The sequence below is a fragment of the Micromonospora trifolii genome (assembly GCF_050516465.1).
GTDB lineage: Bacteria > Actinomycetota > Actinomycetes > Mycobacteriales > Micromonosporaceae > Micromonospora > Micromonospora trifolii.
In genome coordinates, this window is sequence record NZ_CP191526.1 from 4,203,084 (window position 1) to 4,223,882 (window position 20,799).

Consider the following 20,799-nt stretch of genomic DNA (forward strand, 5'->3'; position numbering starts at 1 on the left):
GCACGAAGGAGTGCAGGTGCGCGAGTTCTCCGTCCCGCCGATCGTCACCGTTGGCGACGCGGCCAACCTCACCGATCCGGTCTGGGACAACGCCGAAGTCGCGCCCGACACCGTCCAGTTCGCCCGCCCTACCGGGAGCGCCGACGGCACCGTCACCGAGTGGACCGAGGTGACCTGCCTCCAGTTCCGCGACGAGGTGGCCGCGGTGGCCCGCGGGCTGATCGCCGCCGGCATCGAGCCCGGTGTCCGGGTCGGGCTGATGAGCCGCACCCGCTACGAGTGGACGCTGCTGGACTACGCCATCTGGGCCGTCGGCGCGGTGACCGTGCCGATCTACGAGACGTCCAGCGCCGAGCAGGCCGCGTGGATCCTCGAGGACTCCAACGCGGTCGCCGTCGTGGTGGAGAGCGAGGCGCACGCCGCCCTGATCGCCGGTGTCCGGCACCGGCTGCCCGAGCTGGGCCAGGTCTGGCAGATCGACCTCGGCGGGGTCGACGAGCTGGTCACCACCGGCGCCACTGTCGAGCTGGTCGAGGTCGAGCGGCGGCGCAAGGCCGTCCGCGCCGGCGACCTGGCCACGATCATCTACACCAGCGGCACCACCGGCCGACCCAAGGGCTGCGTGCTCACCCACCGCAACATGTACGCCGACATCGCCAACGCGGTGCCGGTGCTGCCGAACCTGTTCAACGCCGGCGCGACCACCCTGCTCTTCCTCCCGCTGGCGCACGCCTTCGCCCGACTCATCCAGATCGGCGTCGTGCAGGCGCGGGCCACCATGGCGCACTGCGCCGACACCAAGAACCTGGTCGCCGAGCTGCAAGCGTTCCGGCCGACCTTCGTGCTCTCCGTACCCCGGGTGTTCGAGAAGGTCTACAACGCCGCCAAGCAGAAGGCCGAAGCGGACGGCAAGGGCGGCATCTTCGCCCGTGCCGAGCAGGTCGCCATCGCGTACAGCGAGGCGCTGGAGACCCCCGGCGGACCGGGCCTGGCGCTGCGCGCCCAGCACGTGGTCTTCGACCGGCTGGTCTACCGCAAGCTGCGCGCCGCGCTCGGCGGACGGTGCCGGGACGCGATCTCCGGCGGGGCGCCACTCGGCGCCCGGCTGGGCCACTTCTTCCGGGGCATCGGCGTGACGGTCCTGGAGGGCTACGGCCTCACCGAGACCTCGCCCGCCGCCGCCGCGAACCTGCCCAGCGGCACCCGGATGGGCAGCGTCGGCCGTCCGCTGCCCGGCGTGACCGTGCGGATCGAGGACGACGGCGAGATCCTGATCTCCGGCGAGCTGGTCTTTCAGGGTTACTGGCGCAACGAGACCGCGACCGCCGAGACGATCAGCGCCGACGGCTGGTTCCGCACCGGCGACCTGGGCCAGCTCGACTCCGACGGCTACCTGAGCATCACCGGCCGCAAGAAGGAGCTGATCGTCACCGCCGGCGGCAAGAACGTCGCCCCGGCGGTGCTGGAGGACCTGGTCCGGGCGCACCCGCTGATCAGCCAGTGTGTCGTGGTCGGTGACCGGAAGCCGTTCATCGCGGCGCTGGTCACCGTCGACGAGGAGGCGCTGCCGACCTGGCTGGAGAACGCCGGGATGTCCCTCGACACCACCATCGAGCAGCTGCGCGAGCACGAGGGCCTCCGCAAGGAGATCCAGACCGCGATCGACACCGCGAACCAGGCCGTGTCAAAGGCCGAAGCGATCAAGGTGTTCCGGGTCCTGCCCCATGACTTCACCGAGGCGACCGGCGAGCTGACCCCGTCGCTCAAGGTCAAGCGCCAGGTTGTCCACAAGACGTACGCGGCGGAGATCGCCGATATCTACCGAGGCTGACTACCATCCGTCACGTGCCCGCATCCACAGCCACCGCACCGCACCCGCATCCCCTCGCCGCGGCCGCCCGCCTGGTGATGCTGGCGCTGGTCGCCATCCTGACCCTGTTCGCCACCCGCGACGTCACCCAGCTGTGGTGGATCGCGCTGCTGGCGGTGGCCGGGCTGCCGTCGCTGCTGGCACCGCAGCACCGGCTGGTCGGCCCGCTGGGCCGGGTGGCCGAGGTGGTGGTGCTGGGGCTGGCCGCGAGTCACGTCGCCGCGGTGGCGTCCATCGGCGGCACTGTCGACGGCCTGGGCGCGTCGGCGGTACTGCCCTACCTGGCGGTGCCGGTGACAGTCACCGCGCTGCGCCGCCGCTTCCCGGAGGGCGCCGCGCTGCTCGTGGTCACCGCCGCCACCCTGCTGCTCAGCGGCGCGCTGACCCAGGTCGACGGTGGGCCCCAGCTCGGCCAACTCGGTTACCTCGCGGTCTGCGCGCAGTGGCTGATCCTGGCCGCGCTGGGGCTCTACGCCGCCGGCACGCTGCACCGGGTGATGGCGGTTCGCGGTGAGGGCAAACCCCAGCCGTACGCCGAGGCCACCCGGCTGCTGACCCAGCTGCGCACGGTGGCCCGGCAGCTGCCCGGGGCGACCCTGGACCCGGGCGGCATCTCCGAGCACCTGCTGGAGGAGCTGCGCACGGTGGCCCGCGCGGACCGGGGCGCGGTGCTCTCGGCCAGCGGCGGAGGCCGGCTCGTAGTGCTCGCCCAGGCCGGCGTCGACCGGGTGGACTGGGAGACGACGCTGGACGCGGACTCGGCGATCGCCGACGCCTGGGCCACCCAGCAGGCCACCACTGCCGCCCGCTCGCAGTCCCGTTCGCACCGCGGCGGCGACGTGTCCGCGCTGATCATTCCGCTGGTCGCCGGGGTGCGCACGGTGGGGCTGGTGGTGCTGGAGGCCGACGCCGCGCACGCGTACCCGCCGCCGGTGGTGTCCCGGGTGACCGCGCTGACCCGCCCGGCCGCGCTGCGGCTGGAGGCGGCGCTGCTCTTCGACGAGGTGCGCTCGCTGGCCACCAACGAGGAGCGGCAGCGGCTGGCCCGGGAGATCCACGACGGGGTGGCCCAGGAGCTGGTGATGGTCGGCTACGGCATCGACAACGCCCTGGCCACCGTCTTCGACGACGCCGACGAGACCGCCGAGGCCCTGCGTACGCTGCGCGGCGAGGTGACCCGGGTGATCCAGGAGCTGCGGCTGAGCCTCTTCGAGCTGCGCAGTGAGGTGGACCGGCAGGGTGGGTTGGCCGCGGCGATCGCCGAGTACGCGCGCACCGTCGGCGCGTCCGGCGGGCTGCGGGTGCACCTCTCGCTGGACGAGTCCACCGCCCGCCTGCCGGCCGCCACCGAGGCCGAGTTGCTGCGCATCGCGCAGGAGGCGGTGACCAACGCGCGCAAGCACGCCGGGGCGTCGAATTTGTGGGTCACGTGTGAGATCGACCCCCCGTACGCGCAAATTGAAGTGTCGGATGACGGTCAGGGGATGGCTGACCAGCGCCCGGACGGGCGGTACGGTCTTGCGATCATGGCCGAGAGGGCGGAACGTATCCGGGGCCGGTTGGAGATCAGGCCGCGGCAACCCAGCGGCACGACTGTGGCGGTGGTTCTCGGCACCTCGGCCCGGCGCGATAACGTGCGCGGCAGCGCAGCACCAGAAGGGGAGTAACCCGAGGATGACCACAAGTCCGATACCGGCCACCCGTACCAAGGTCCTCCTTGTCGACGATCATGACCTGATTCGAAAGGGTTTGCGGCACGCCTTCGAGCGCGACCGCCAGTTCGAGGTCGTCGGTGAGGCGGCCACGGCGGCGGAGGGGGTACGCCAGGCCGGCGCCTTGCAGCCGGACGTGGTGATCATGGATCTGCGGCTGCCCGACGGCAGCGGCCTGGAGGCCACCCGCGCGCTGCGCAAGTCCAGCGCGTCAATGGGCATCGTGGTGCTGACCATGTACGCCGGCGACGACCAGCTCTTCGGGGCCCTGGAGGCCGGCGCGAGCGCCTTCGTGCCGAAGACCGCCCCGGCCGACGAGGTGGTGGCCGCCGCACGGCACGCCGCCTCCTCCCCCAGCGCGTTCACCGCGGCCGACCTGGCCGAGGCGATGAAGCGCCGGCTCGCCCCGTCCGGTCCGCAGTTGTCTCCCCGGGAGGGGCAGGTGCTGCGGCTGCTCGCGGACGGGATGAGCGTGGCGGGCATCGCCAAGCAGCTGTTCGTCAGCGAGTCCACGGCGAAGACGCACATCTCGAAGCTCTACGAGAAGCTCGGCGCGGCCAACCGGGCTCAGGCCCTGATGACCGCACTCCGGCTCGGCCTGCTCGAGGCACCGGACGCGCCGAAGTTCTGACCTGCCTCCCGCTCGTCGAGCGGGACGACGCGACCGACGGTCCGCGCCAGCTTCGGCCGGCGCGGACCGTCGCGCATCGACCGACGTCGGCGGGTAACCTTCGGCGCGCTATGGTCTGGCGTGCGTGGCGGGTGCACAATACCCGCGCGGGCGACGATGCTCGCGTCGCGGATTCGAGGGGTGAAACGCATGCAGCGGCCGGACTGGGCACCCGACACCATCGACATCGAGCGCCCGAGCGTCGCGCGGATGTACGACTACTACCTCGGCGGCTCGCACAACTTCGCCGCCGACCGAGCCGCGGCGCAGGCGATGGTCGCCGCGGTGCCCGAGGCGCCGTTGATGGCCCAGGCCAACCGGGCGTTCCTGCGCCGGGCCGTGCACCACCTCGCCGACGCCGGGATCCGGCAGTTCCTGGACATCGGTTCGGGCATCCCGACCGTCGGCAACGTGCACGAGATCGCCCAGCAGCTCGACCCACAGTCGCGAGTGGTCTATGTGGACGTCGACCCGGTGGCGGTGGCGCACAGCCGCGAGATCCTCGCCGGCAACGAGCAGGCCGCGGTCGTGCAGGAGGACCTGCGCAACCCGGAGGCGATCCTGGCCCATCCGGACGTCCGCAAGCTGCTCGACCTGAGCCAACCGGTGGCCGTGATGGTGGTGGCCGTCCTGCACTTCGTCCCCGACGACGACCGGCCGGCGGAGCTGCTGCGGACGCTGCGGGACGCGTTGGCGCCCGGCAGCTTCCTGGTGCTGTCACAGGCCAGCGACGACGGGCGCAGCGAGGACGAACGCGCCGAGGCGGAGCGGGTCTACCGGCGCACCGACAACCCGCTGTGGGTGCGCAGCCGCGCCGAGCTGACCGCGCTCTTCGACGGGTTCGAGCTGCTCGACCCCGGCGTGGTCTGGGTGCCCCAGTGGCGACCCGACACCCCGGAGAGCGCGGAGGACGCCGAGCGCGCGGTCTTCATGGGCGGCGTCGGGCGCCTCGGTGACTGAGTCGCCCGGGGCGACCCCCTACCCGGGGACGTTTGCCCGGGCCTGGGCTAAGGCGGTCTCCGGCACCAGCTACCTACCGATGACCCAGGCCCAGTTGGAGTCCCTGCTGGACCGGCTCACCGGCCAACTGGCCGGGGCGTTGCTCACCGAGCCGTTCGACCTGCGTGCCGGGCACCGGGTCGGCGCCGAGTTGGTCGCCGCGCACATCGCCTCCGCCGAGGGGCTTGGTCGTACCGTCGAGGTCATCCAGCTCCGCCTGGTGCGCGACCTGGGGTTGGTGGCCGAGGACGTCGAGGACCGGATGGCCCGGCTGCTGGCGGCCGTGGCGACCGGTTACGCCCGCGCGCTGCGCGACCGGACGCTCGACGAGCAGGAGTCGATCCGCCGCGCCGCCATGCGGGCCCGCACCCAGGCCGAGCGGGCGCTGCGGGCCAGCGAGGCCCGGTTCCGGCATCAGGCCACCCACGACCCGCTCACCGGCCTGCCCAACCGGACGCTGTTCACCGAGCGGCTCGCCGCCGCGCTCAACGAGCCGGGCCGGGGCGCGCAGCGGGTCGGGGTGTGCTTCCTGGACCTGGACCGCTTCAAGGTGGTCAACGACACCCTGGGGCACCAGATCGGTGACCTGCTGCTGGCCACGGTTGCCGAGCGGCTGCGCAAGGCCATGGGCGAGCACCTGGTGGCCCGGCTCGGCGGCGACGAGTTCGTCATCCTGGTGGAACGCACCGCCGGCACCGACGACATGGTGGCGGTGGCCGAGACCGCGCTCGCCACGGTACGCACACCGGCGCTGGTCGACGGGCACGAGTTGCAGATCTCGGCGAGCATCGGCATCGTCGAGCGCCAGGTGGCCGGGGCCAACCCCACGGACCTGATGCGGGCCGCCGACAGCACCCTGCACTGGGCGAAGTCCGCCGGTGGGGCGCGCTGGGCGCTCTACGACGCCGAGCGCAACCAACGTGAACTGGCCCGCTACGCGCTCTCCGCGGCCATTCCTGCGGCGTTGGAGCGGGGCGAGTTCTACCTCGACTACCAGCCGCTGACCTCACTGCGCGACGGCAGCCTGGTCGGCGTGGAGGCGCTGGTCCGCTGGCGGCACCCCGAGTTGGGGGTGCTTCGCCCGGACAGCTTCATCGGGTTGGCCGAGGAGACCGGCCTGATCGTCCAGTTGGGCGGTTGGGTGCTGGCCGAGGCGTGCCGCGAGGCCGAGGCGTGGTCGGCCGGGGGTGCCGCCGCGCCGTTCGTCAGCGTCAACCTGGCGGTACGACAGGTGCACCGGCCCGGGTTGGTGCAGGAGGTCCGCGCGCTGCTGCGGCAGACCGGCCTGCCACCGGAGCGGCTCCAACTGGAGATCACCGAGAGCACGATGATGAGCACCGCCGAGGAGCCGGTCCGCGCCCTGCGGGTCCTTGCCGACCTCGGGGTACGCATCGCCATCGACGACTTCGGCACCGGCTACAGCAACCTGGCGTACCTGCGGGACCTGCCGGTGACCGAACTGAAGGTGGCCGGGGAGTTCGTGGCCGGCCTGCGGTCGCCCTCCGTCGGCCGCACCGACGAGCGGATCCTCGCCTCGCTGGTCTCGCTGGCGCACGCGCTGGACCTGACCGTCACCGCCGAAGGGGTGGAGACCGCCGGGCAGGCCGAGCGGCTACGCGCGATCGGCTGCGACGCCGCCCAGGGCTGGCACTTCGGCCGCCCGGCCCCCGCCGACCGCATCCTGGCCCGCATCCGCTGAACCTCCCCGCCGGGGCAGACGAGCACGATCCACTCGTCTTTCATGAAGTCGGGGTATCCCTAGCTCCAGGACACCCCGACTTCAAGGAACCGGAGTGGACCACACGAGGCAGCGATGATGCCTGGCATCCCACTATCCACTGATCGGCGGCTGAGCCGACGATCCCACCGACGTCGTGGACGAGCGGAACGCGCCGACGAACGGCGTCGCGGTCGGCGAGCGGCAGGCTGTGCCAGGAGAGATGCCGCACCGGCGGTAGACAGCGTCTACGGCAACTGGTAGACAGTGTCTATGGACGCGGACGAGACCGGGCTGCGGGCGCGGCTGGTGGCCACCGGAGTGGAACTGGTGCTGCGCGAGGGCCAGTCGGCGGTGTCGTTGCGGGAGATCGCCCGTCGTGCCGGGGTCTCGCACGGCGCACCGCGCCGCTACTTCCCCACCCACGTCGACCTGCTCTCCGCCATCGCCCGGGAGGGCTTCGCCGACCTCACCGCACAGGTCGAGCGAACGTTGCGGGACGTCGATCCGGACCCGCGTACCCGATTGACCGCGCTGGCCCGGACGTACCTGGACTTCGCGGCGGCCCACCACGGCATGTTCGAGCTGATGTTCCGCCACGACCTGTTGGACAGCGGCCGGCTTCGGCTGCGCGAGACGAGCCTGCCGCTGTTCGCCGTGCTGGCCGACCTGGTGGCGCAGGCACGCCGGCCCAACGACGCGCCCGCGGCGGTGCTGGCCGGCGCGCTCTGGGCGAACCTGCACGGCATCGCCCAGCTCTGGGCCTGGGGCAGCCTGCCGCTGGCCACCGGCGCCACCGACGACGACGCCCTGCTGCGCGCCGCGTTGGAGGCCCACCTCGGCCCCGCGCCCGCCTGAAACTCGACCCCGGAGGACACGTGCCCCTGCTGTACGACGTCACCAAGCTGACCGTCCGCACCGCGCTGCGGTTTGGCTGGCGACCCCGGGTGGAAGGGCTGGAGCATCTGCCCCGACACGGCGGTGCGATCCTCGCCGGCAATCACCTGTCCGTCGCCGACGAGTTGTTTCTCGTCGCCTCGACGCCCCGACACGTCACCTTCTGGGCGAAGGTCGAGTACTTCAACGGGCGGGGTCCGGGCGGCTGGCTCAACCGGCGGATCGTCGCCGGCATGGGCGCCATCCCGGTCGACCGCGCCGACGGCCGGGCAGCCCTGCGCGCCCTCGACGCCGCCATACCGGTGCTGCGCGCCGGCGGCCTGGTCGCCGTCTACCCGGAGGGCACCCGCTCCCCGGACGGGCGGCTCTACCGGGGCCGGGTCGGGATGACCCGGCTGGCCCGCGACGCCGAGGTGCCGATCATCCCGGTCGGCGTGCTCGGCACCGCCGAGGTGCTGCCGGTCGACGCGCGGCTGCCCCGTCGACACCCGGTCACCCTGCGGTTCGGCCCGCCGATCCCGGTCGCCGACCGGATCGACGGGCCGCGTGACATCCGGACGGTCACCGACGAGGTGATGGCAGCGATCCAGCAGCTAACGGGCCAGGAGTACGTGCCGCGCTACGCGCCCACCCGGGAGAGCTGAACGCGGGCGGCGATCAGCCGGCGAGCAGTGCCGCCATGCGTTCCGCCTGCGCCTCCCAGCGCCACTCCCGTTCCACCCACGCCCGGCCGGCCGCGCCCAGCTGACGGGCCAGGTCCCGGTCGGCGAGCAGCCGGGCGACCCGGTCGGCGAGTTGGGCGACGTCCCGGCCGCGCACGACGTAGCCGGTCTCCCCCTCCCGGACCGCGTCCGGTGCGCCCCCGGAGTCACCGGCCACCACCGGCAGGCCGGTCGCGGATGCCTCCAGGTAGACGATGCCCAGCCCTTCGACGTCGAGGCCACGGTTGCGGGTGCGGCACGGCATCGCGTAGACGTCGCCGGCCGCGTAGTGCGCCGGCAACTCGACCGACGGCACCGTGCCGGTGAACACCACATCCCGTTCCACACCGGTCTGGCGGGCCAGCTTCTGCAGGGTCGCCCGGTACGGCCCGCCACCGACGATCAGCAGCGCCGCGTCGGGCACCCGGCGGCGGATCTCCGGTAGGGCCCGGATCAGGGTGTCCTGGCCCTTGCGCGGCACCAGCCGGGACACACAGACGACCACCGGACGGTCGGTCAACCCGAGCCGGGCCCGGACCTGTTCGCCGTCCACGCTCGGGTGGTAGGTGTCCACGTCGACCCCGGGCGCGAGGCGGCGCAGCTCGGTCACCCCGTCCAGCACCCGGGCCAACCGACTACGTGTGTACTCGCCGAGATAGGTGGTCACGTCCACACCCCGACCGATACGCCGCAGCGCCGGCCGGGCGGCCGGCACCGCCGCCCAACCGACCTCGTGGCCGTGGGTCTGCGCCACCACCCGACGGATGCCGGCCCGACGCCGCAGGCCAGCCGCGAGCAGACCCAACGGGGCCGCCGCGCCGAACCACACCGTGTCGCAGTCGTACGCGCGCGCCAACCGGGCCGCCCGGCGGGCGATCAACGGGGTGGGCAACAACACCCGGGTGCGCTCCCGGATCACCTCGAACGGCTGGTCGGCGTCGAACTTCGCGGCCCCGCGCCAGCTCGACGCGTAGACGACGACCGAGCCGGCCGGTTGACGGACCGCGAGGTTGTGCACGAACGACTGGATGCCACCCGGGCGGGGCGGAAAGTCATTGGTGATCAGCAGGGTACGGCTCATCGGCCGACCTCCCGGGCGTACGCGCGGGCGGCGGCCATCCGCTCCACGGTGGACGGATGTGAGGCCGAATAGAGGTATTCCCAGCGGGGCGGGTCGGGGTCACCGAGGTTGACCGAGCCGAGCCGGCGCTGCATCGACTCGAAGGACTCCGGGTCGTTGGTGAGCGCGAGCGCGTGTGCGTCAGCCCGCGCCTCCACCCGTCGGGACATCAGCGCCTGCACCGGAGCGGCAACCAGCCCGGCCACCGCGACCAGGGCGACCAGCAGCGGGAACGCGCGCGGTTGGGCCACCGAGTCGACACCGGCCAACCGCAGCAGTGGCCCCCACGAGCCGAGCAGGTAGAGCGCCACCACGGCCGCCGCGGCGCCCAGCGCCCCGGTCAGCGTGCCGGCCGCCACATCGGAGTCCTTCGCGTGCCCCAACTCGTGCGCCACGACGGCGGTCACCTCGGCCGGGGTCGCCTCGCGCAGCAGCGTGTCGTAGACGACCACCCGTCGGGTCGGCCCGAGACCGGAGACGTACGCGTTGACCGCCCTGGTACGCCGGGAGGCATCGGCGACCAGCACGTCGCGCACCGGCACCCCGTCGCGGGCGGCCATGCTCATCAGCTCGGTGCGCAACGGGCTCTGCTCCATCGGGGTGAACCGGTTGAACACCGGCTCCACCAGCACCGGCAGCACGAACGACAGGAGCACCACCAGCACCGCGGCGCCGGCCGCGCCGAACGCCCACCACCAGCGCGGCGCGAGCCGGATGACCGCGTAGAAGCCGAACAGCGCCACCGCGCCGATCACCGCGCTGACCGCGTACGACTTGAGCAGGTCGATCGCCCAGCCGCTCCAGCCGTTGGTGCTCAACCCGTAGCGGGTGAGCACGCTCTGCCGCCAGGCGGCGAACGGAAGCGTCACCAGGTCGGCGACGAGCACCACCGCCAGCCCGCCGAGCACCGCCTGCGCGGCCCAGTGCCCACCGAACGGCCTGCCCACCAGCTCGACCAGGCGACTGCCCAGCGGGGTCAGCCCGAGCGCGAGCGCGATCAGCAGCCCCACGGCGAGCGCGGCATAGCTGCCGGGGCGCAGCGCGGCCCGGAACTCTCGACCCTTGGCCACCTGCTCGGCCGGCAGGTCACCCAGCGCGGCGAGTTGGTCGGCCCGGGGTGCCGGCGGGCGGTGCCACGGGATGAGCAGCGCGGCCAGCACGACCAGCGCGATGGTCAGCCCGGCCAGGGTCAGCAGCGCCCAGCCGCGCGGGGTCACCGCGTCACCACCCGTTGTTCCCCGTTCATCGCGCCGCTCCTCCCGCCGTGACCGCTCATCCTATGGCCCGCGAGAAGCCCGCTTCCGGGCGCGGTGTCGCGCTCAGGCGACGCGGCGGGTGGCACGACGGCGAGCCGCCTCCGGGCGCGCGGGCGCGGCCAGCACCTCCACGTCGAAGCCGGCCCGGGCGAACACCTCGATGGCCTCGACCTCGGCGGCGACCAACCCGGCCGCCGGGGACGTCTCGTCGAACAGGGCGGTCAGCGGGCAGCCGGAACAGCCGTCGGCCCGCTTCGCGCACCCGTCGCAGTCGATGAGCATCACGCCTCCTGATCGGCTCGCGGCGCCCGGGGCGATCTTGTCGTCGCCGGCCGAGCACCGTCGGTGACATCGACACTAACCACCGGGTACGACAGGAACCCCGTCCGACCGCCCGTTTCAGGGCTAGATCCACTCCAGATCAGCGATATCGGGGTATCCCACCCGGCCGGAACCCCCGACATCAAGGAACGCGTGTCGATCAAGCGAAGGAGGGGCGTCGTTTGGCCGACCGGCCACCCGGGCACTGGGCGACGGTGGCCGACCTCGATGCTTCGTCCGTCGTGGACTTCCGGTACTCCCCGCGCCGACACCGCCTCGCCATGGTCCTCGTTGTGCTGGGCGCCGCGGCTCTCCTCGCCTTCTACACAATGGTGTTCGACGAGGTGTGGTGGCAGGTGCTGCTGCGATTCGGCATGATCGGCGTCGTCGTCGCGCTGACCACCAACTGGCAGCTGCGCCGTCAGCCTCGTCTGCCGCTGCGGTTGACCGACGAGACGCTGCACCTGAGCGGACCGAACGGGACCGGGCTCAGCATCGACTGGGTCAACATGGCCAGCGCTCAGGTCCGAGGCCGCCTGGATCCACGGCTGGTGGTCAGGCCACTCGACCCGGAGCAGACTCGGCCCCCCATGCGACCCGGGCAGTGGTCGACTCCCGGACGCGGCCCCTACGAGCTGGTCGTCCGGCTCACCTGGATGACGCCGGGCCCCGACGCACTGCGTCGTGAGCTGGCCCGGCGACTACCGACCAGCTGACTGGCGGCGGTCCGAGCGCCCGAGCGGCCGAGCGGCCGTCGGGGCGAGATCTCAGCCCTGCGCGTCGAGGTCACGCAGGGCGAAGCGGAGGTGCTGCCACTCCTCGTCGAAGATCACGTGAAGGCAGTGCAGGACGGTCACCTGCTTCTCGGGCCACCAGGCGGCCGGTCGTGTCTCGGCGAGCAGGTCCGGCGTGACGGCTGCGAGAAAGTCGCGCACCATCGCCTGCCGCTCGGCCCGCAGCTCCAGGGTCGCGGCGAACGTCGGCCGCTCGACGGCGAAGATCGACATGTCGAAGCCCTCCGTCTCGTACTCGGCGTGTGGTTGCCCGAGCGGGTGGAAGGGTTGCGGCAGGCGCAGGATCGCCTTGCCCAGCCAGGTGTCGACGGCGAACGCGAGGTGGCGCAGTGTCTGCGCGAACGACCACTCCCCGTCGATCGAGACGTCGACAGCACCCTCGGGCATGGACACGGTCCGGTCGACCGCCGCCGCCCAGGCCCGTTCGAGTGCCGCCCACGCCACGCGGAGGTCGTCCGGATTCTTGGCCTGTCGGAGGTCGCGCCCGGGAAATCGTCGGTTGAGTTCGGCCTCGACCAGCGGCACCACATCGACGCCGTTGATCAGGAACGTGCCCTCGGACAGCCACGGCGCATCGATGTCCAGAGCATCCACATCGACGCCGCGCATCACCGCACCGGCCAGCGTCGACCTGTTGAACCGGGCACCCCGCAGGTCCCGGTCGACAAAGACCTTGACGTCGTCCTGTGCCATGGCGACTCCCTCCCGTCAGCGACAGCAGCGACGCTAACGCTCGGGTACGACAACCGGATAGGCCAAGACGCGGTGCGGCAGAACGACGTGTCCGTCAGGAGCGGGCGAGCCGCCGCAGCAGCGAGTCCGCGCCCAGCGGGTACGCCCCGTGCCGGCGTACCCCGTCGGCGACCTCGCGGTCCGATGAGACGACGACCACCGGCCGGCCCGCCGGCTCGGCGCGCACCAGTCGCCGGATCAGCTCGTCGGCGGTCTCACCCTTGCGGGAGAAGAGCACCCGTACGCCGCGCGGCGCGGGCGGCAGCCCGTGCATCCGCTCGGCGCCGTCGAAGACCACTGTGACCTCGTCGCCGGTCTGCGCGGCGATCCCGCCCAGCCCGGTGATCAGGCGTTTGCGCTGCTGCTCCAGGGACATCTCGCCGAAGCCACGCTTGGTGACGTTGTAGCCGTCCACCACGAGGTGCGCCCGAGGCAGGGCGAGCAGTTGGTCGAGCCGGGCCGGGTCGTCGGTGTCGCGGGCGCGGGCGGCGGGGCCGGCCGGGGCGGTGCCCGGCTGCTCGGCGAAGGCGTCGGCGACGAAGTCGGCGGGGAGCTTGTCCACCGGGTCGAGCGCCAGCTCCCGGCGCAGCCCGACGGCGGCCTGGCCGATGGTCTCCAGGAGCAGCCAGAGCCGGGCGTCGTCGACCGAACGCGCCTCCTTGGCGCTGGCCCGGGCCACCCCGGCGGCGGCCTCGGCCTCGGCCAGCCGGGCCCGGGCGCGACGGAGCTCGGCGTCCACGTCGGCGCTGGCGCGGGCGGCCCGGCCGCGCTCGGTGGCCAGCAGCTCGGTGGCCTTCCGCTCGCGGGCCTGGGTCTCCCGCAGGGTGCGGGCCACCTGTCGGGACTCCTCGCGGAGCTGGCCCAGCTCCTCGCGGACGCGGGCCAGCTCGTCGCGGAGCTTCTCGGCCTCGACCCGGGCCACCGCGCGGTCGTGCTCGGCCCGGGTGGCCCGCTGCTCGGCCTCGCGGACCAACTCGGCGACGACCGCGCTGTCCGCCTCGGCGCGCACGGCCGCGCCGCTGGCGTCGATCAGCTCCCGCCAACCACGGGGCCGGGCCAGGTAGGCCAGCGCAGCCACCTCGACCGGGTCGGCGGCGGCCGGCGCGGTGCCCTCGACCACTGCCGCGCCGAGGTCACCGGCGTCGGCCAGGACCCGCGCGGTGACCCGCTGCCGGAACAGCGGGTCGGCGGCGAGCTGAGCGGCGATGACCGGCGCGCCGAGCCGGGCGCGTCGATTGGGGGCGAACTTGGCCACCCGGCGCAACGGCACCGGGACCTCGTCGGTGGGGAGGGTGGGCAGCACCGCCGCGGTCAGCGTCACGATCCGCTGCCGGACCGGCTCGGGCAGGGTCGGCTCCGGCTCGGCGGCGGGGCCGTCGCCCGTCGTCGGGCCCGATGGGCCAGATGTCTCGCTGACTACGTTGTCGTCCGGGTTGCCCAGGGCCCCGTCGAGCGCGACCGGATCCTCCTGCGGGAGGTGGTCGTCGTACGGCTCGGTGAGGGGCATGTGGCAAGTCTCCCACCGCGACCGGGCCCACCGCCCGGTGAGTGAGCCGATCTCTCATCCTAGCCCCATGGTGACGGATGGGACGGCTGCGACGGGAGTGTCGGACCGTGGCGCTAGCGTGCCGCCGATGGCACAGGCGGAGTACGTCCAGGAGTCACTGGCCGGTCTCGACCCGGCGGTGGGCGGGGTGGACCCGGCGCTGCCGCTCTACGCGACCACCTTCGTGGTGGTCGACCTGGAGACCACCGGCGGCGCGCCGGACGGCGGCGGCATCACCGAGATCGGCGCGGTCAAGGTGCGCGGTGGCGAGCAGTTGGGGGTGCTGGCGACCCTGGTCAACCCGGGCCAGCCGATTCCGCCGTTCATCACCGTGCTGACCGGCATCACCCAGGCCATGCTGGTGCCGGCGCCACCGATCGAGCAGGTGCTGCCGAGCTTCCTGGAGTTCATCGACGACGCGGTGCTGGTGGCCCACAACGCCCCGTACGACGTGGGCTTCCTCAAGGCCGCCTGCGCCAAGCACGGCTACCGCTGGCCCAACCCCCGGGTCCTGGACACGGCGGCGCTCGCCCGCCGGGTGCTGACCCGCGACGAGGTGCCCAACCGCAAGCTGGGCACCCTGGCCGCCTACTTCCGCACCGCCACCCAGCCCACCCACCGGGCGTTGGACGACGCGAAGGCCACCGTCGACGTGCTGCACGGCCTGATCGGCCGGCTGGGCGGGCACCGGGTGGACACGGTCGGCGACGCCATCGAGTTCGCCCGCGCGGTCACCCCGACCCAGCGCCGCAAACGGCACCTGGCCGAGGGGTTGCCCAAGGTCCCGGGGGTCTACATCTTCCGAGCCGCCGACGACCGGCCGCTCTACGTGGGCACCTCCGTCGACATCGCCACCCGGGTGCGCAGCTACTTCACCGCCGGCGAGAAGCGTGCCCGGATCTCCGAGATGCTGGGCGCGGCCGAGCGGGTCGAGGCGGTCGAGTGCGCCCACTCGTTGGAGGCGGAGGTCCGTGAGCTGCGGTTGATCGCCGCGCACGCCCCGCCGTACAACCGCCGGTCCAAATACCCGGAACGGATGGTCTGGCTCAAGCTGACCGACGGTCCGTACCCTCGGCTGTCGATCGTCCGTGACCTCTCCCCCACCGACACCGCGTACCTCGGGCCGTTCACCTCCCGGCGGGCCGCCGAGCTGGCCGCCGCCGGTTTCCACGACGCGGTGCCGCTGCGCCAGTGCACGCACCGGCTCTCGCTGCGTACCGTCACGCCGGCCTGCGCGCTGGCCGAGCTGGGTCGCTGCCCGGCGCCCTGCGAACACAAGATCACCCCCGAGGAGTACGACGACAGAGCCGCCGCGCCCTTCCGTACCGCGACGGCCAGCGACCCCCAGCCGGTGGTGGACGCCCTGCTCGCGCGGATCGACGTGCTCTCCCGTGACCAGCGCTACGAGGAGGCCGCCGTGGTGCGGTCCCGGCTGGCCGCCGTGCTGCGGGCCACCGTGCGGATGCAGCGGCTGGCCGCGCTGACCGGGATCGTCGAGTTGGCCGCGGCCCGGCCGGCCGCCCGGGGCGGCTGGGAGTTGGCGCTGGTCCGGCACGGCCGGCTGGCCGGCGCGGGGGTGTCCCCGCCGGGCGTGCACCCGCGGCCCACCTTGACCACGATCCGGGCCACCGCCGAGACGGTGTCGGGCGGGCACGGCCCGGTGCCGGCCGCCACCGCCGAGGAGTCCGAGCGGATCCTGTCCTGGTTGGAGCGACCGGAGACCCGACTCGTCGAGATGTCCTCCGGTTGGTCCTCTCCGGCGAGTGGCGCGGCCCGGTTCCGTGACCTGCTGGCGAAGGCCGAGGGCGGCGCGTCCCACCAACTCTCGACCGAACGCTCATGACCAACTGACCGATCGGACTACGTCGACTCGCTTAGTCTGTTAGAGAAGTGCAGTCCTGCCCGATTCGTGGGCCTGCTCCCCCGCCGGGTCCCGGCGATGCGGAGCCGGGGTGAGGAGGTGTCCCTCGTGGACGTCGACGCCGGACACGGCGCCGCCCTGGGGGGCGCCCTGCCGACACAGCCGGGTGAGCTGCCGCTCGCCCGCCGGCTGCGGTCGCTGCTCAGCTGGCCAACCACCGACTCAGACCCGGTCACCCAACTGGTCCGCACCCACCGGGGCATCCACGCCGGCACCGACCCCGCGGTGCTGCGCCGTGCCTACACGATCGCGGAGAACATGCACCGCGGGCAGTTCCGCAAGAGCGGGGAACCGTACATCACCCATCCCCTCGCGGTGGCGCAGATCTGTGCCGAGCTGGGGATGGATACCACCACTCTGGTCGCGGCGCTGCTGCACGACACCGTGGAGGACACCCGCTACACCCTCCAGGCGCTCTCCGAGGACTTCGGCGGCGAGGTGGCCCACCTGGTCGACGGGGTGACCAAGTTCGACAAGGCGTTCTACGGCAAGGCCGCCGAGGCGGAGACGGTCCGCAAGATGATCGTCGCGGCCGCCAAGGACGTCCGGGTGCTGATCATCAAGCTGGCCGACCGGCTGCACAACATGCGGACGCTCGGGGTGCGCTCGGCGTCGTCGCGGGAACGGATCGCCCGCAAGACCCAGGAGGTGCTGGTCCCGCTCTGTGACCGGCTGGGCATCCAGACCCTCAAACGCGAGCTGGACGACGTGGTGCTGCTGCACCTCGAGCCCGACGAGCACGCCCGGCTGGCCCGGCACGTGCACGATCGGCCGGGCTGGGATTCGTACCTCGACTCGGTGGTCACCCGGACCAGGGTGGCGCTGCGCCGCAGCCGGGTCGACGCCGAGGTGAGCCCCCGTCCCCGGCACCTCTACTCGATCTGGAAGGACACCATCGCCGGCGGCCACACCGCCCCGTACGACCTGCCCCGCATCGTGGTGGTGGTCGACGGCCCGGCCACCGACTGTTACGCCGCGCTGGGCGCGATCCACGGCACCTGGCGACCGGTGCCCGGCCGCTTCAAGGACTTCATCGCCTCACCGAAGAACAACCTCTACCGTTCGCTGCACACCAGCGTCTGCGGCCCCCAGGACCGCACGGTGGAGGTGCTGATCCGCACCGAGGAGATGCACCGCTCGGCCGAGTACGGCATCGCCGCCGACTTCCGTTTCCCCCACTCCGGCAGCAGCACCGCCGCGGCCCGTGCCGAGCAGTTGGACTGGCTGCGCCGGGTGCTCGACTGGGAGCCGGACGCCGCCGACCCGGCACAGTTCTACGAGTCGCTGCGCTGCGACCTGGCCGAGGGGCAGATCCAGGTCTTCGCCGACGGACGGCAGGTCGTGCTGCCGGCCGGCGCCTCGCCTGTCGACCTCGCGTACGAGCTGGGCAACGACCGGGGCGACCACTGCCTCGCCGCACGCATCAACGGTCGGCTGGCCCCGCTCAGTTCGGAGCTGGACGAGGGCGACGTGGTGGAGATCTTCACCGAGAACGACGGCGACAACGGCTTCGAGGCCGGTGTGGCGCCGCGCGGCCCCCGGCGGGAGTGGCTGACCTTCGTCAAGTCGCCGCACGCGCAGATGCAGATCAACAGGTGGTTCGCCGAGCACACCGAGCCGGGCATCACGATCAGCGACAAGGTGCGCCTCGGTCGGGCCACCATCGGGCTCGCCCTGCGCCAGCACAACCGGGGCCTCGCCAGTGATCTGCCGCTGCTGCGCCTCTCCGAGGAGTTGGGCTACCCCGACCTGGAGACCCTGCTGGTCGCGGTCTTCGACCGGGTGATCGAACCGGACACCGTGGTTCGCCAGCTCATCGACCTGGTCGACCATCGACAGTGACCCGGCGGGCCCCAGCGCGTCCGAAGGACATTCGTGACCACTAGCCTGGAGTCATGATCCCCCGCTCCCGCGCCACCGGTCGGGCCCTCTTCTACCAGGCCTTCTACCGACTGCCGCTGCCGGTGCGTCGGCGCCTGGTCCGGCTGGCCGTGCCCAAGTACATCGTCGGCGCGGTGACCCTGGTGCGGGACACCGAGGCGACGGGCGCGGGTCGGTTGCTCATGCTGCGCCAGCCGCCCGGCAAGGGTTGGTCACTCCCCGCCGGCCTGCTCGACCGGGGCGAGGCCCCGGTGGTGGGCGCGGCCCGTGAGCTGTTCGAGGAGTCCGGTGTCCGGCTCCCACCATCCCGGCTGCGCCCGGCGGTGCCGAACGCGATCGTGCACGCCAAGGGCTGGGTGGACATGGTCTTCGAGGCCGAGGTGCCGGCGTCCAGCACCGAGCTGACCGTCGACGGCGCGGAGGTCTTCGAGGCCGCCTGGCACCCCCTGGACGACCTGCCCAAGCTGACCTGGCCGACGGCCCGACTGCTCGCCTACTACGACATCGGGCCGCTGGCCGGGCAGTTCCCGCCGCCGGTGCCCGACGACACCCCGTGACCGTCGCGGCCGGCGTGCCGCCGGAGCTGTGCGCTGTGGTGCTGGCCGCCGGCGAGGGCACGCGGCTGCGCCCGCTCACCGAACGGGTGCCCAAGGCGCTCTGCCCGGTGGGCAACGTGCCCCTGCTGGATCGGGCGTTGGCGCGGCTGGCCGGCCTGGGCCTGACCGGTCCCGACCGGGTCGCGGTGAACGCCTGCTACCTCGGCGACCAGGTGGTGGCGCACGTCGGCGACCGTGCACACCTGTCGGTGGAGCCGGGCGACCCGCTGGGCACCGCGGGCGGGGTGGCCAACCTGCGGGACTGGATCGACGGGCGGCCGGTCCTGGTCGGCAACGCCGACGCGTACCTCGCCGACCCGGCTGCTCCCCCGGGCCTGGACGTGGTCGCCCTGCTCGACGGCTGGGACGGGCACACCGTACGCCTGCTCGGCCAGCCCGCCGCGGACCCGGCGGCGCCGGGCACCTTCACCGGGCACTGCTTCACCGGCTTCTCGCTGCTGCCCTGGCGGCTGGTCCGGGACCTGCCGGTCGTCTTCTCGGACCTGGTGCGCGCCGTGTGGCGTCCGGCCGAGGCGGCGGGCGCCCTGGCCGTGGTGCCCTACCCGGGCACCTTCTTCGACACCGGCACCCCGGCCGACTACCTCGCGGCCAACCTGCACGCCGCGGCCGGCGGCGTTCTCGTCGAGGAGTCCGCGACGGTGACCGGCCACTGCGTGGAATCGGTCGTCGGCGCGGGCGCGCGAGTGGACGGCGACGTGTCCCGCACCGTGGTGTGGCCGGGCGCGACCGTACGGGCCGGCGAGCGGCTGCGGAACGTGATCCGGGCCGGGAGCGACCTGACCGTGCCCTGCCCCGCCCAGGGCTGAGCCCCGACGGCTCCCGCCTCCGGTCTCGGGTCGGAACATCTAGCATGGGCGACGACGCCGACGAACGGAGAAATGCCCCGTGATCACCGCGATCGTGCTGATCGACTGCGCCACCGATGCGATCCCCGAGGTGGCGGAGAATCTGGCCAACCTTCCCGGTGTCAGCGAGGTCTACTCGGTGGCCGGGCACGTCGACCTCATCGCCATCGTCCGGGTCCGCGAGTTCGACCAGATCGCCCAGGTCATCGCGGGCAGCATCTCCAAGGTCCCGGGAGTGCTCAACACCGAGTCGCACATCGCCTTCCGGGCGTACTCCCAGCACGACCTGGAGGAGGCGTTCGCGATCGGCCTGGCCAGCGCCGACTGACCCGCCCGCCGTTGCGGGGCCCGCGCCGGCCGCACAACGGCGCGTAGCGCGCACAGGGCGGCCGGCCCACCCCGTTGGGTGGACCGGCCGTCTGCTGTGGCTACGTCAGCTCTCGCTGGGAGCCGGTACCTCGGTGCTGCCGCCGCCCGGAGCCGGCGACTCGGTGCCGGTGCCGCCCGGAGCCGGCGACTCGGTGACAGTGCCGCCCGGAGCCGGCGACTCAGTGCCGGTGCCGCCCGGGCTGGGCGTACCGCTGGCGCTGGTCTGCGGAACCGGGATGCCGAGCTTGTTGGCGAGCGCCACCAACTCGTCGTAGTGCGTCTGCAGCGTCGGAAGCGCCGTCTGCGCCAACTGGACCACCGACTGCTCGGAGCCCTGCGAGATCTCCGTCTGGGTGGCCTGGATGGACTGGACGTGGCCGGCCAGCTCACTGGTCACCCAGAGCCGGTCGAACTCCGCACCGCTGGCGTTGTTCAGCTTGTCGATGACCGCCTGCTGATCGGCGCTGGGCTCGTTCGGCAGTTCCACCCCGAGCTGCGACGCGGTCTGCTGCACCGTCTGGTCCAGCTGGGTGTGGTCGGTCTTCAGCATCGCGCCCAGGTCCTTGACCCCCTGGTCCTGACCCTTCTGCTGAGCCAGGTCACCAGCGGTGATCTCGAACAGGTTGACCTGGTGTACCGCCTGCAGGTACTGGGTGTCCTGCGTTGACGGCTGTGCCGCGGCCTGCGCGGCCGCAGCCGGCGCGACACCGACCAGTACCAGCGCGGCCAACAGGCCGAGGCGTTTGATACCCAACATGCTTCCCCCCCTTGAGACGTTGGACCGCACGGATACCCGGCTCACCGGGGTTATTCCTGCGATCGCCCGTCGCG

Annotated in this window: 19 protein-coding genes; 13 read left to right on the forward strand and 6 right to left on the reverse strand. The window is 72.7% G+C overall.

Annotated features, from left to right (window positions below; genetic code table 11):
• Positions 1-16 precede the first annotated feature (16 nt).
• The 7 genes from ACQRWP_RS19410 to ACQRWP_RS19440 all read left to right on the forward strand — a co-directional run bounded on the left by ACQRWP_RS19410 (position 17) and on the right by ACQRWP_RS19440 (position 8,509).
• Entirely contained in the window at positions 17-1,831 is a 1,815-nt protein-coding gene (locus ACQRWP_RS19410; RefSeq protein WP_430496661.1) for an AMP-dependent synthetase/ligase, read from the forward strand.
• Between the two features lie 14 nt (positions 1,832-1,845).
• The gene (locus tag ACQRWP_RS19415) at positions 1,846-3,537 is read left to right on the forward strand and encodes a sensor histidine kinase (protein ID WP_430496663.1); all 1,692 of its coding nucleotides are present in this window, start codon (positions 1,846-1,848) and stop codon (positions 3,535-3,537) included.
• Between the two features lie 7 nt (positions 3,538-3,544).
• Positions 3,545-4,213, forward strand: coding sequence for a response regulator transcription factor (locus ACQRWP_RS19420; RefSeq protein WP_030337723.1), 669 nt, complete (start codon positions 3,545-3,547; stop codon positions 4,211-4,213).
• 189 nt (positions 4,214-4,402) lie between these two features.
• The gene (locus ACQRWP_RS19425; RefSeq protein ID WP_430496666.1) at positions 4,403-5,212 is read left to right on the forward strand and encodes an SAM-dependent methyltransferase; all 810 of its coding nucleotides are present in this window, start codon (positions 4,403-4,405) and stop codon (positions 5,210-5,212) included.
• A 79-nt stretch (positions 5,213-5,291) separates the two neighbouring features.
• Positions 5,292-6,950, forward strand: a complete 1,659-nt coding sequence (locus tag ACQRWP_RS19430) for a putative bifunctional diguanylate cyclase/phosphodiesterase (RefSeq protein ID WP_430503228.1) — start codon at positions 5,292-5,294, stop codon at positions 6,948-6,950.
• Between the two features lie 291 nt (positions 6,951-7,241).
• Positions 7,242-7,826: a TetR/AcrR family transcriptional regulator gene (locus ACQRWP_RS19435; protein WP_430496668.1), complete on the forward strand. Its 585-nt coding sequence runs from the start codon at positions 7,242-7,244 to the stop codon at positions 7,824-7,826.
• A 20-nt stretch (positions 7,827-7,846) separates the two neighbouring features.
• A complete protein-coding gene (locus ACQRWP_RS19440) occupies positions 7,847-8,509 on the forward strand; it encodes a lysophospholipid acyltransferase family protein (RefSeq protein WP_430496669.1) in 663 nt (220 codons plus the stop codon).
• Between the two features lie 13 nt (positions 8,510-8,522).
• On the opposite strand, the gene ACQRWP_RS19445 is transcribed toward ACQRWP_RS19440, so the two are convergent.
• The 3 genes from ACQRWP_RS19445 to ACQRWP_RS19455 form a co-directional block, all read right to left on the reverse strand.
• Positions 8,523-9,647, reverse strand: a complete 1,125-nt coding sequence (locus ACQRWP_RS19445) for a glycosyltransferase family 4 protein (protein ID WP_430496671.1) — start codon at positions 9,645-9,647, stop codon at positions 8,523-8,525.
• Complete coding sequence (locus ACQRWP_RS19450; protein WP_430496672.1) at positions 9,644-10,903, reverse strand: M48 family metalloprotease; 1,260 nt, start codon at positions 10,901-10,903, stop codon at positions 9,644-9,646. Before ACQRWP_RS19450 ends, ACQRWP_RS19445 begins: the two co-directional genes overlap by 4 nt.
• A gap of 102 nt (positions 10,904-11,005) precedes the next feature.
• Positions 11,006-11,224: a hypothetical protein gene (locus ACQRWP_RS19455; RefSeq protein ID WP_196918964.1), complete on the reverse strand. Its 219-nt coding sequence runs from the start codon at positions 11,222-11,224 to the stop codon at positions 11,006-11,008.
• 221 nt (positions 11,225-11,445) lie between these two features.
• Between ACQRWP_RS19455 and ACQRWP_RS19460 the strand changes: the two genes are divergently transcribed.
• Entirely contained in the window at positions 11,446-11,979 is a 534-nt protein-coding gene (locus tag ACQRWP_RS19460; protein ID WP_430496675.1) for a hypothetical protein, read from the forward strand.
• A gap of 51 nt (positions 11,980-12,030) precedes the next feature.
• On the opposite strand, the gene ACQRWP_RS19465 is transcribed toward ACQRWP_RS19460, so the two are convergent.
• Both ACQRWP_RS19465 and ACQRWP_RS19470 read right to left on the reverse strand, forming a co-directional pair.
• Positions 12,031-12,750 carry a DinB family protein gene (locus tag ACQRWP_RS19465; RefSeq protein WP_430496677.1) on the reverse strand — a complete coding sequence of 240 codons (720 nt, stop codon included), beginning with the start codon at positions 12,748-12,750 and terminating at the stop codon, positions 12,031-12,033.
• 94 nt (positions 12,751-12,844) lie between these two features.
• Positions 12,845-14,296: an NYN domain-containing protein gene (locus tag ACQRWP_RS19470; protein ID WP_430496679.1), complete on the reverse strand. Its 1,452-nt coding sequence runs from the start codon at positions 14,294-14,296 to the stop codon at positions 12,845-12,847.
• A 127-nt stretch (positions 14,297-14,423) separates the two neighbouring features.
• On the opposite strand from ACQRWP_RS19470, the gene ACQRWP_RS19475 reads away from it, so the two are divergent.
• The 5 genes from ACQRWP_RS19475 (at position 14,424) to ACQRWP_RS19495 (ending at position 19,927) form a co-directional block, all read left to right on the forward strand.
• The gene (locus tag ACQRWP_RS19475; protein ID WP_430496681.1) at positions 14,424-16,178 is read left to right on the forward strand and encodes a DEDD exonuclease domain-containing protein; all 1,755 of its coding nucleotides are present in this window, start codon (positions 14,424-14,426) and stop codon (positions 16,176-16,178) included.
• Between the two features lie 126 nt (positions 16,179-16,304).
• Positions 16,305-18,098 carry a RelA/SpoT family protein gene (locus ACQRWP_RS19480; protein ID WP_430503229.1) on the forward strand — a complete coding sequence of 598 codons (1,794 nt, stop codon included), beginning with the start codon at positions 16,305-16,307 and terminating at the stop codon, positions 18,096-18,098.
• 53 nt (positions 18,099-18,151) lie between these two features.
• Positions 18,152-18,694, forward strand: coding sequence for an NUDIX hydrolase (locus ACQRWP_RS19485; protein ID WP_430496683.1), 543 nt, complete (start codon positions 18,152-18,154; stop codon positions 18,692-18,694).
• Positions 18,691-19,560, forward strand: coding sequence for a nucleotidyltransferase family protein (locus ACQRWP_RS19490; protein WP_430496685.1), 870 nt, complete (start codon positions 18,691-18,693; stop codon positions 19,558-19,560). Before ACQRWP_RS19485 ends, ACQRWP_RS19490 begins: the two co-directional genes overlap by 4 nt.
• 79 nt (positions 19,561-19,639) lie before the next feature.
• Complete coding sequence (locus ACQRWP_RS19495; protein ID WP_074313163.1) at positions 19,640-19,927, forward strand: Lrp/AsnC family transcriptional regulator; 288 nt, start codon at positions 19,640-19,642, stop codon at positions 19,925-19,927.
• Between the two features lie 105 nt (positions 19,928-20,032).
• On the opposite strand, the gene ACQRWP_RS19500 is transcribed toward ACQRWP_RS19495, so the two are convergent.
• The gene (locus ACQRWP_RS19500) at positions 20,033-20,725 is read right to left on the reverse strand and encodes a DUF4142 domain-containing protein (RefSeq protein ID WP_425698702.1); all 693 of its coding nucleotides are present in this window, start codon (positions 20,723-20,725) and stop codon (positions 20,033-20,035) included.
• Between the last annotated feature and the right edge of the window lie 74 nt (positions 20,726-20,799).

Excerpts from the sequence above, each read along its gene's own strand:
- ACQRWP_RS19420 (WP_030337723.1), top strand. The coding sequence starts at position 3,545 with ATGACCACAAGTCCGATACCGGCCACCCGTACCAAGGTCCTCCTTGTC.
- ACQRWP_RS19425 (WP_430496666.1), top strand. The coding sequence starts at position 4,403 with ATGCAGCGGCCGGACTGGGCACCCGACACCATCGACATCGAGCGCCCG.
- ACQRWP_RS19430 (WP_430503228.1), top strand. The coding sequence starts at position 5,292 with ATGACCCAGGCCCAGTTGGAGTCCCTGCTGGACCGGCTCACCGGCCAA.
- ACQRWP_RS19435 (WP_430496668.1), top strand. The coding sequence starts at position 7,242 with ATGGACGCGGACGAGACCGGGCTGCGGGCGCGGCTGGTGGCCACCGGA.
- ACQRWP_RS19445 (WP_430496671.1), bottom strand. The coding sequence starts at position 9,647 with ATGAGCCGTACCCTGCTGATCACCAATGACTTTCCGCCCCGCCCGGGT.
- ACQRWP_RS19455 (WP_196918964.1), bottom strand. The coding sequence starts at position 11,224 with ATGCTCATCGACTGCGACGGGTGCGCGAAGCGGGCCGACGGCTGTTCC.
- ACQRWP_RS19465 (WP_430496677.1), bottom strand. The coding sequence starts at position 12,750 with ATGGCACAGGACGACGTCAAGGTCTTTGTCGACCGGGACCTGCGGGGT.
- ACQRWP_RS19470 (WP_430496679.1), bottom strand. The coding sequence starts at position 14,296 with ATGCCCCTCACCGAGCCGTACGACGACCACCTCCCGCAGGAGGATCCG.
- ACQRWP_RS19475 (WP_430496681.1), top strand. The coding sequence starts at position 14,424 with ATGGCACAGGCGGAGTACGTCCAGGAGTCACTGGCCGGTCTCGACCCG.
- ACQRWP_RS19485 (WP_430496683.1), top strand. The coding sequence starts at position 18,152 with ATGATCCCCCGCTCCCGCGCCACCGGTCGGGCCCTCTTCTACCAGGCC.
- ACQRWP_RS19500 (WP_425698702.1), bottom strand. The coding sequence starts at position 20,725 with ATGTTGGGTATCAAACGCCTCGGCCTGTTGGCCGCGCTGGTACTGGTC.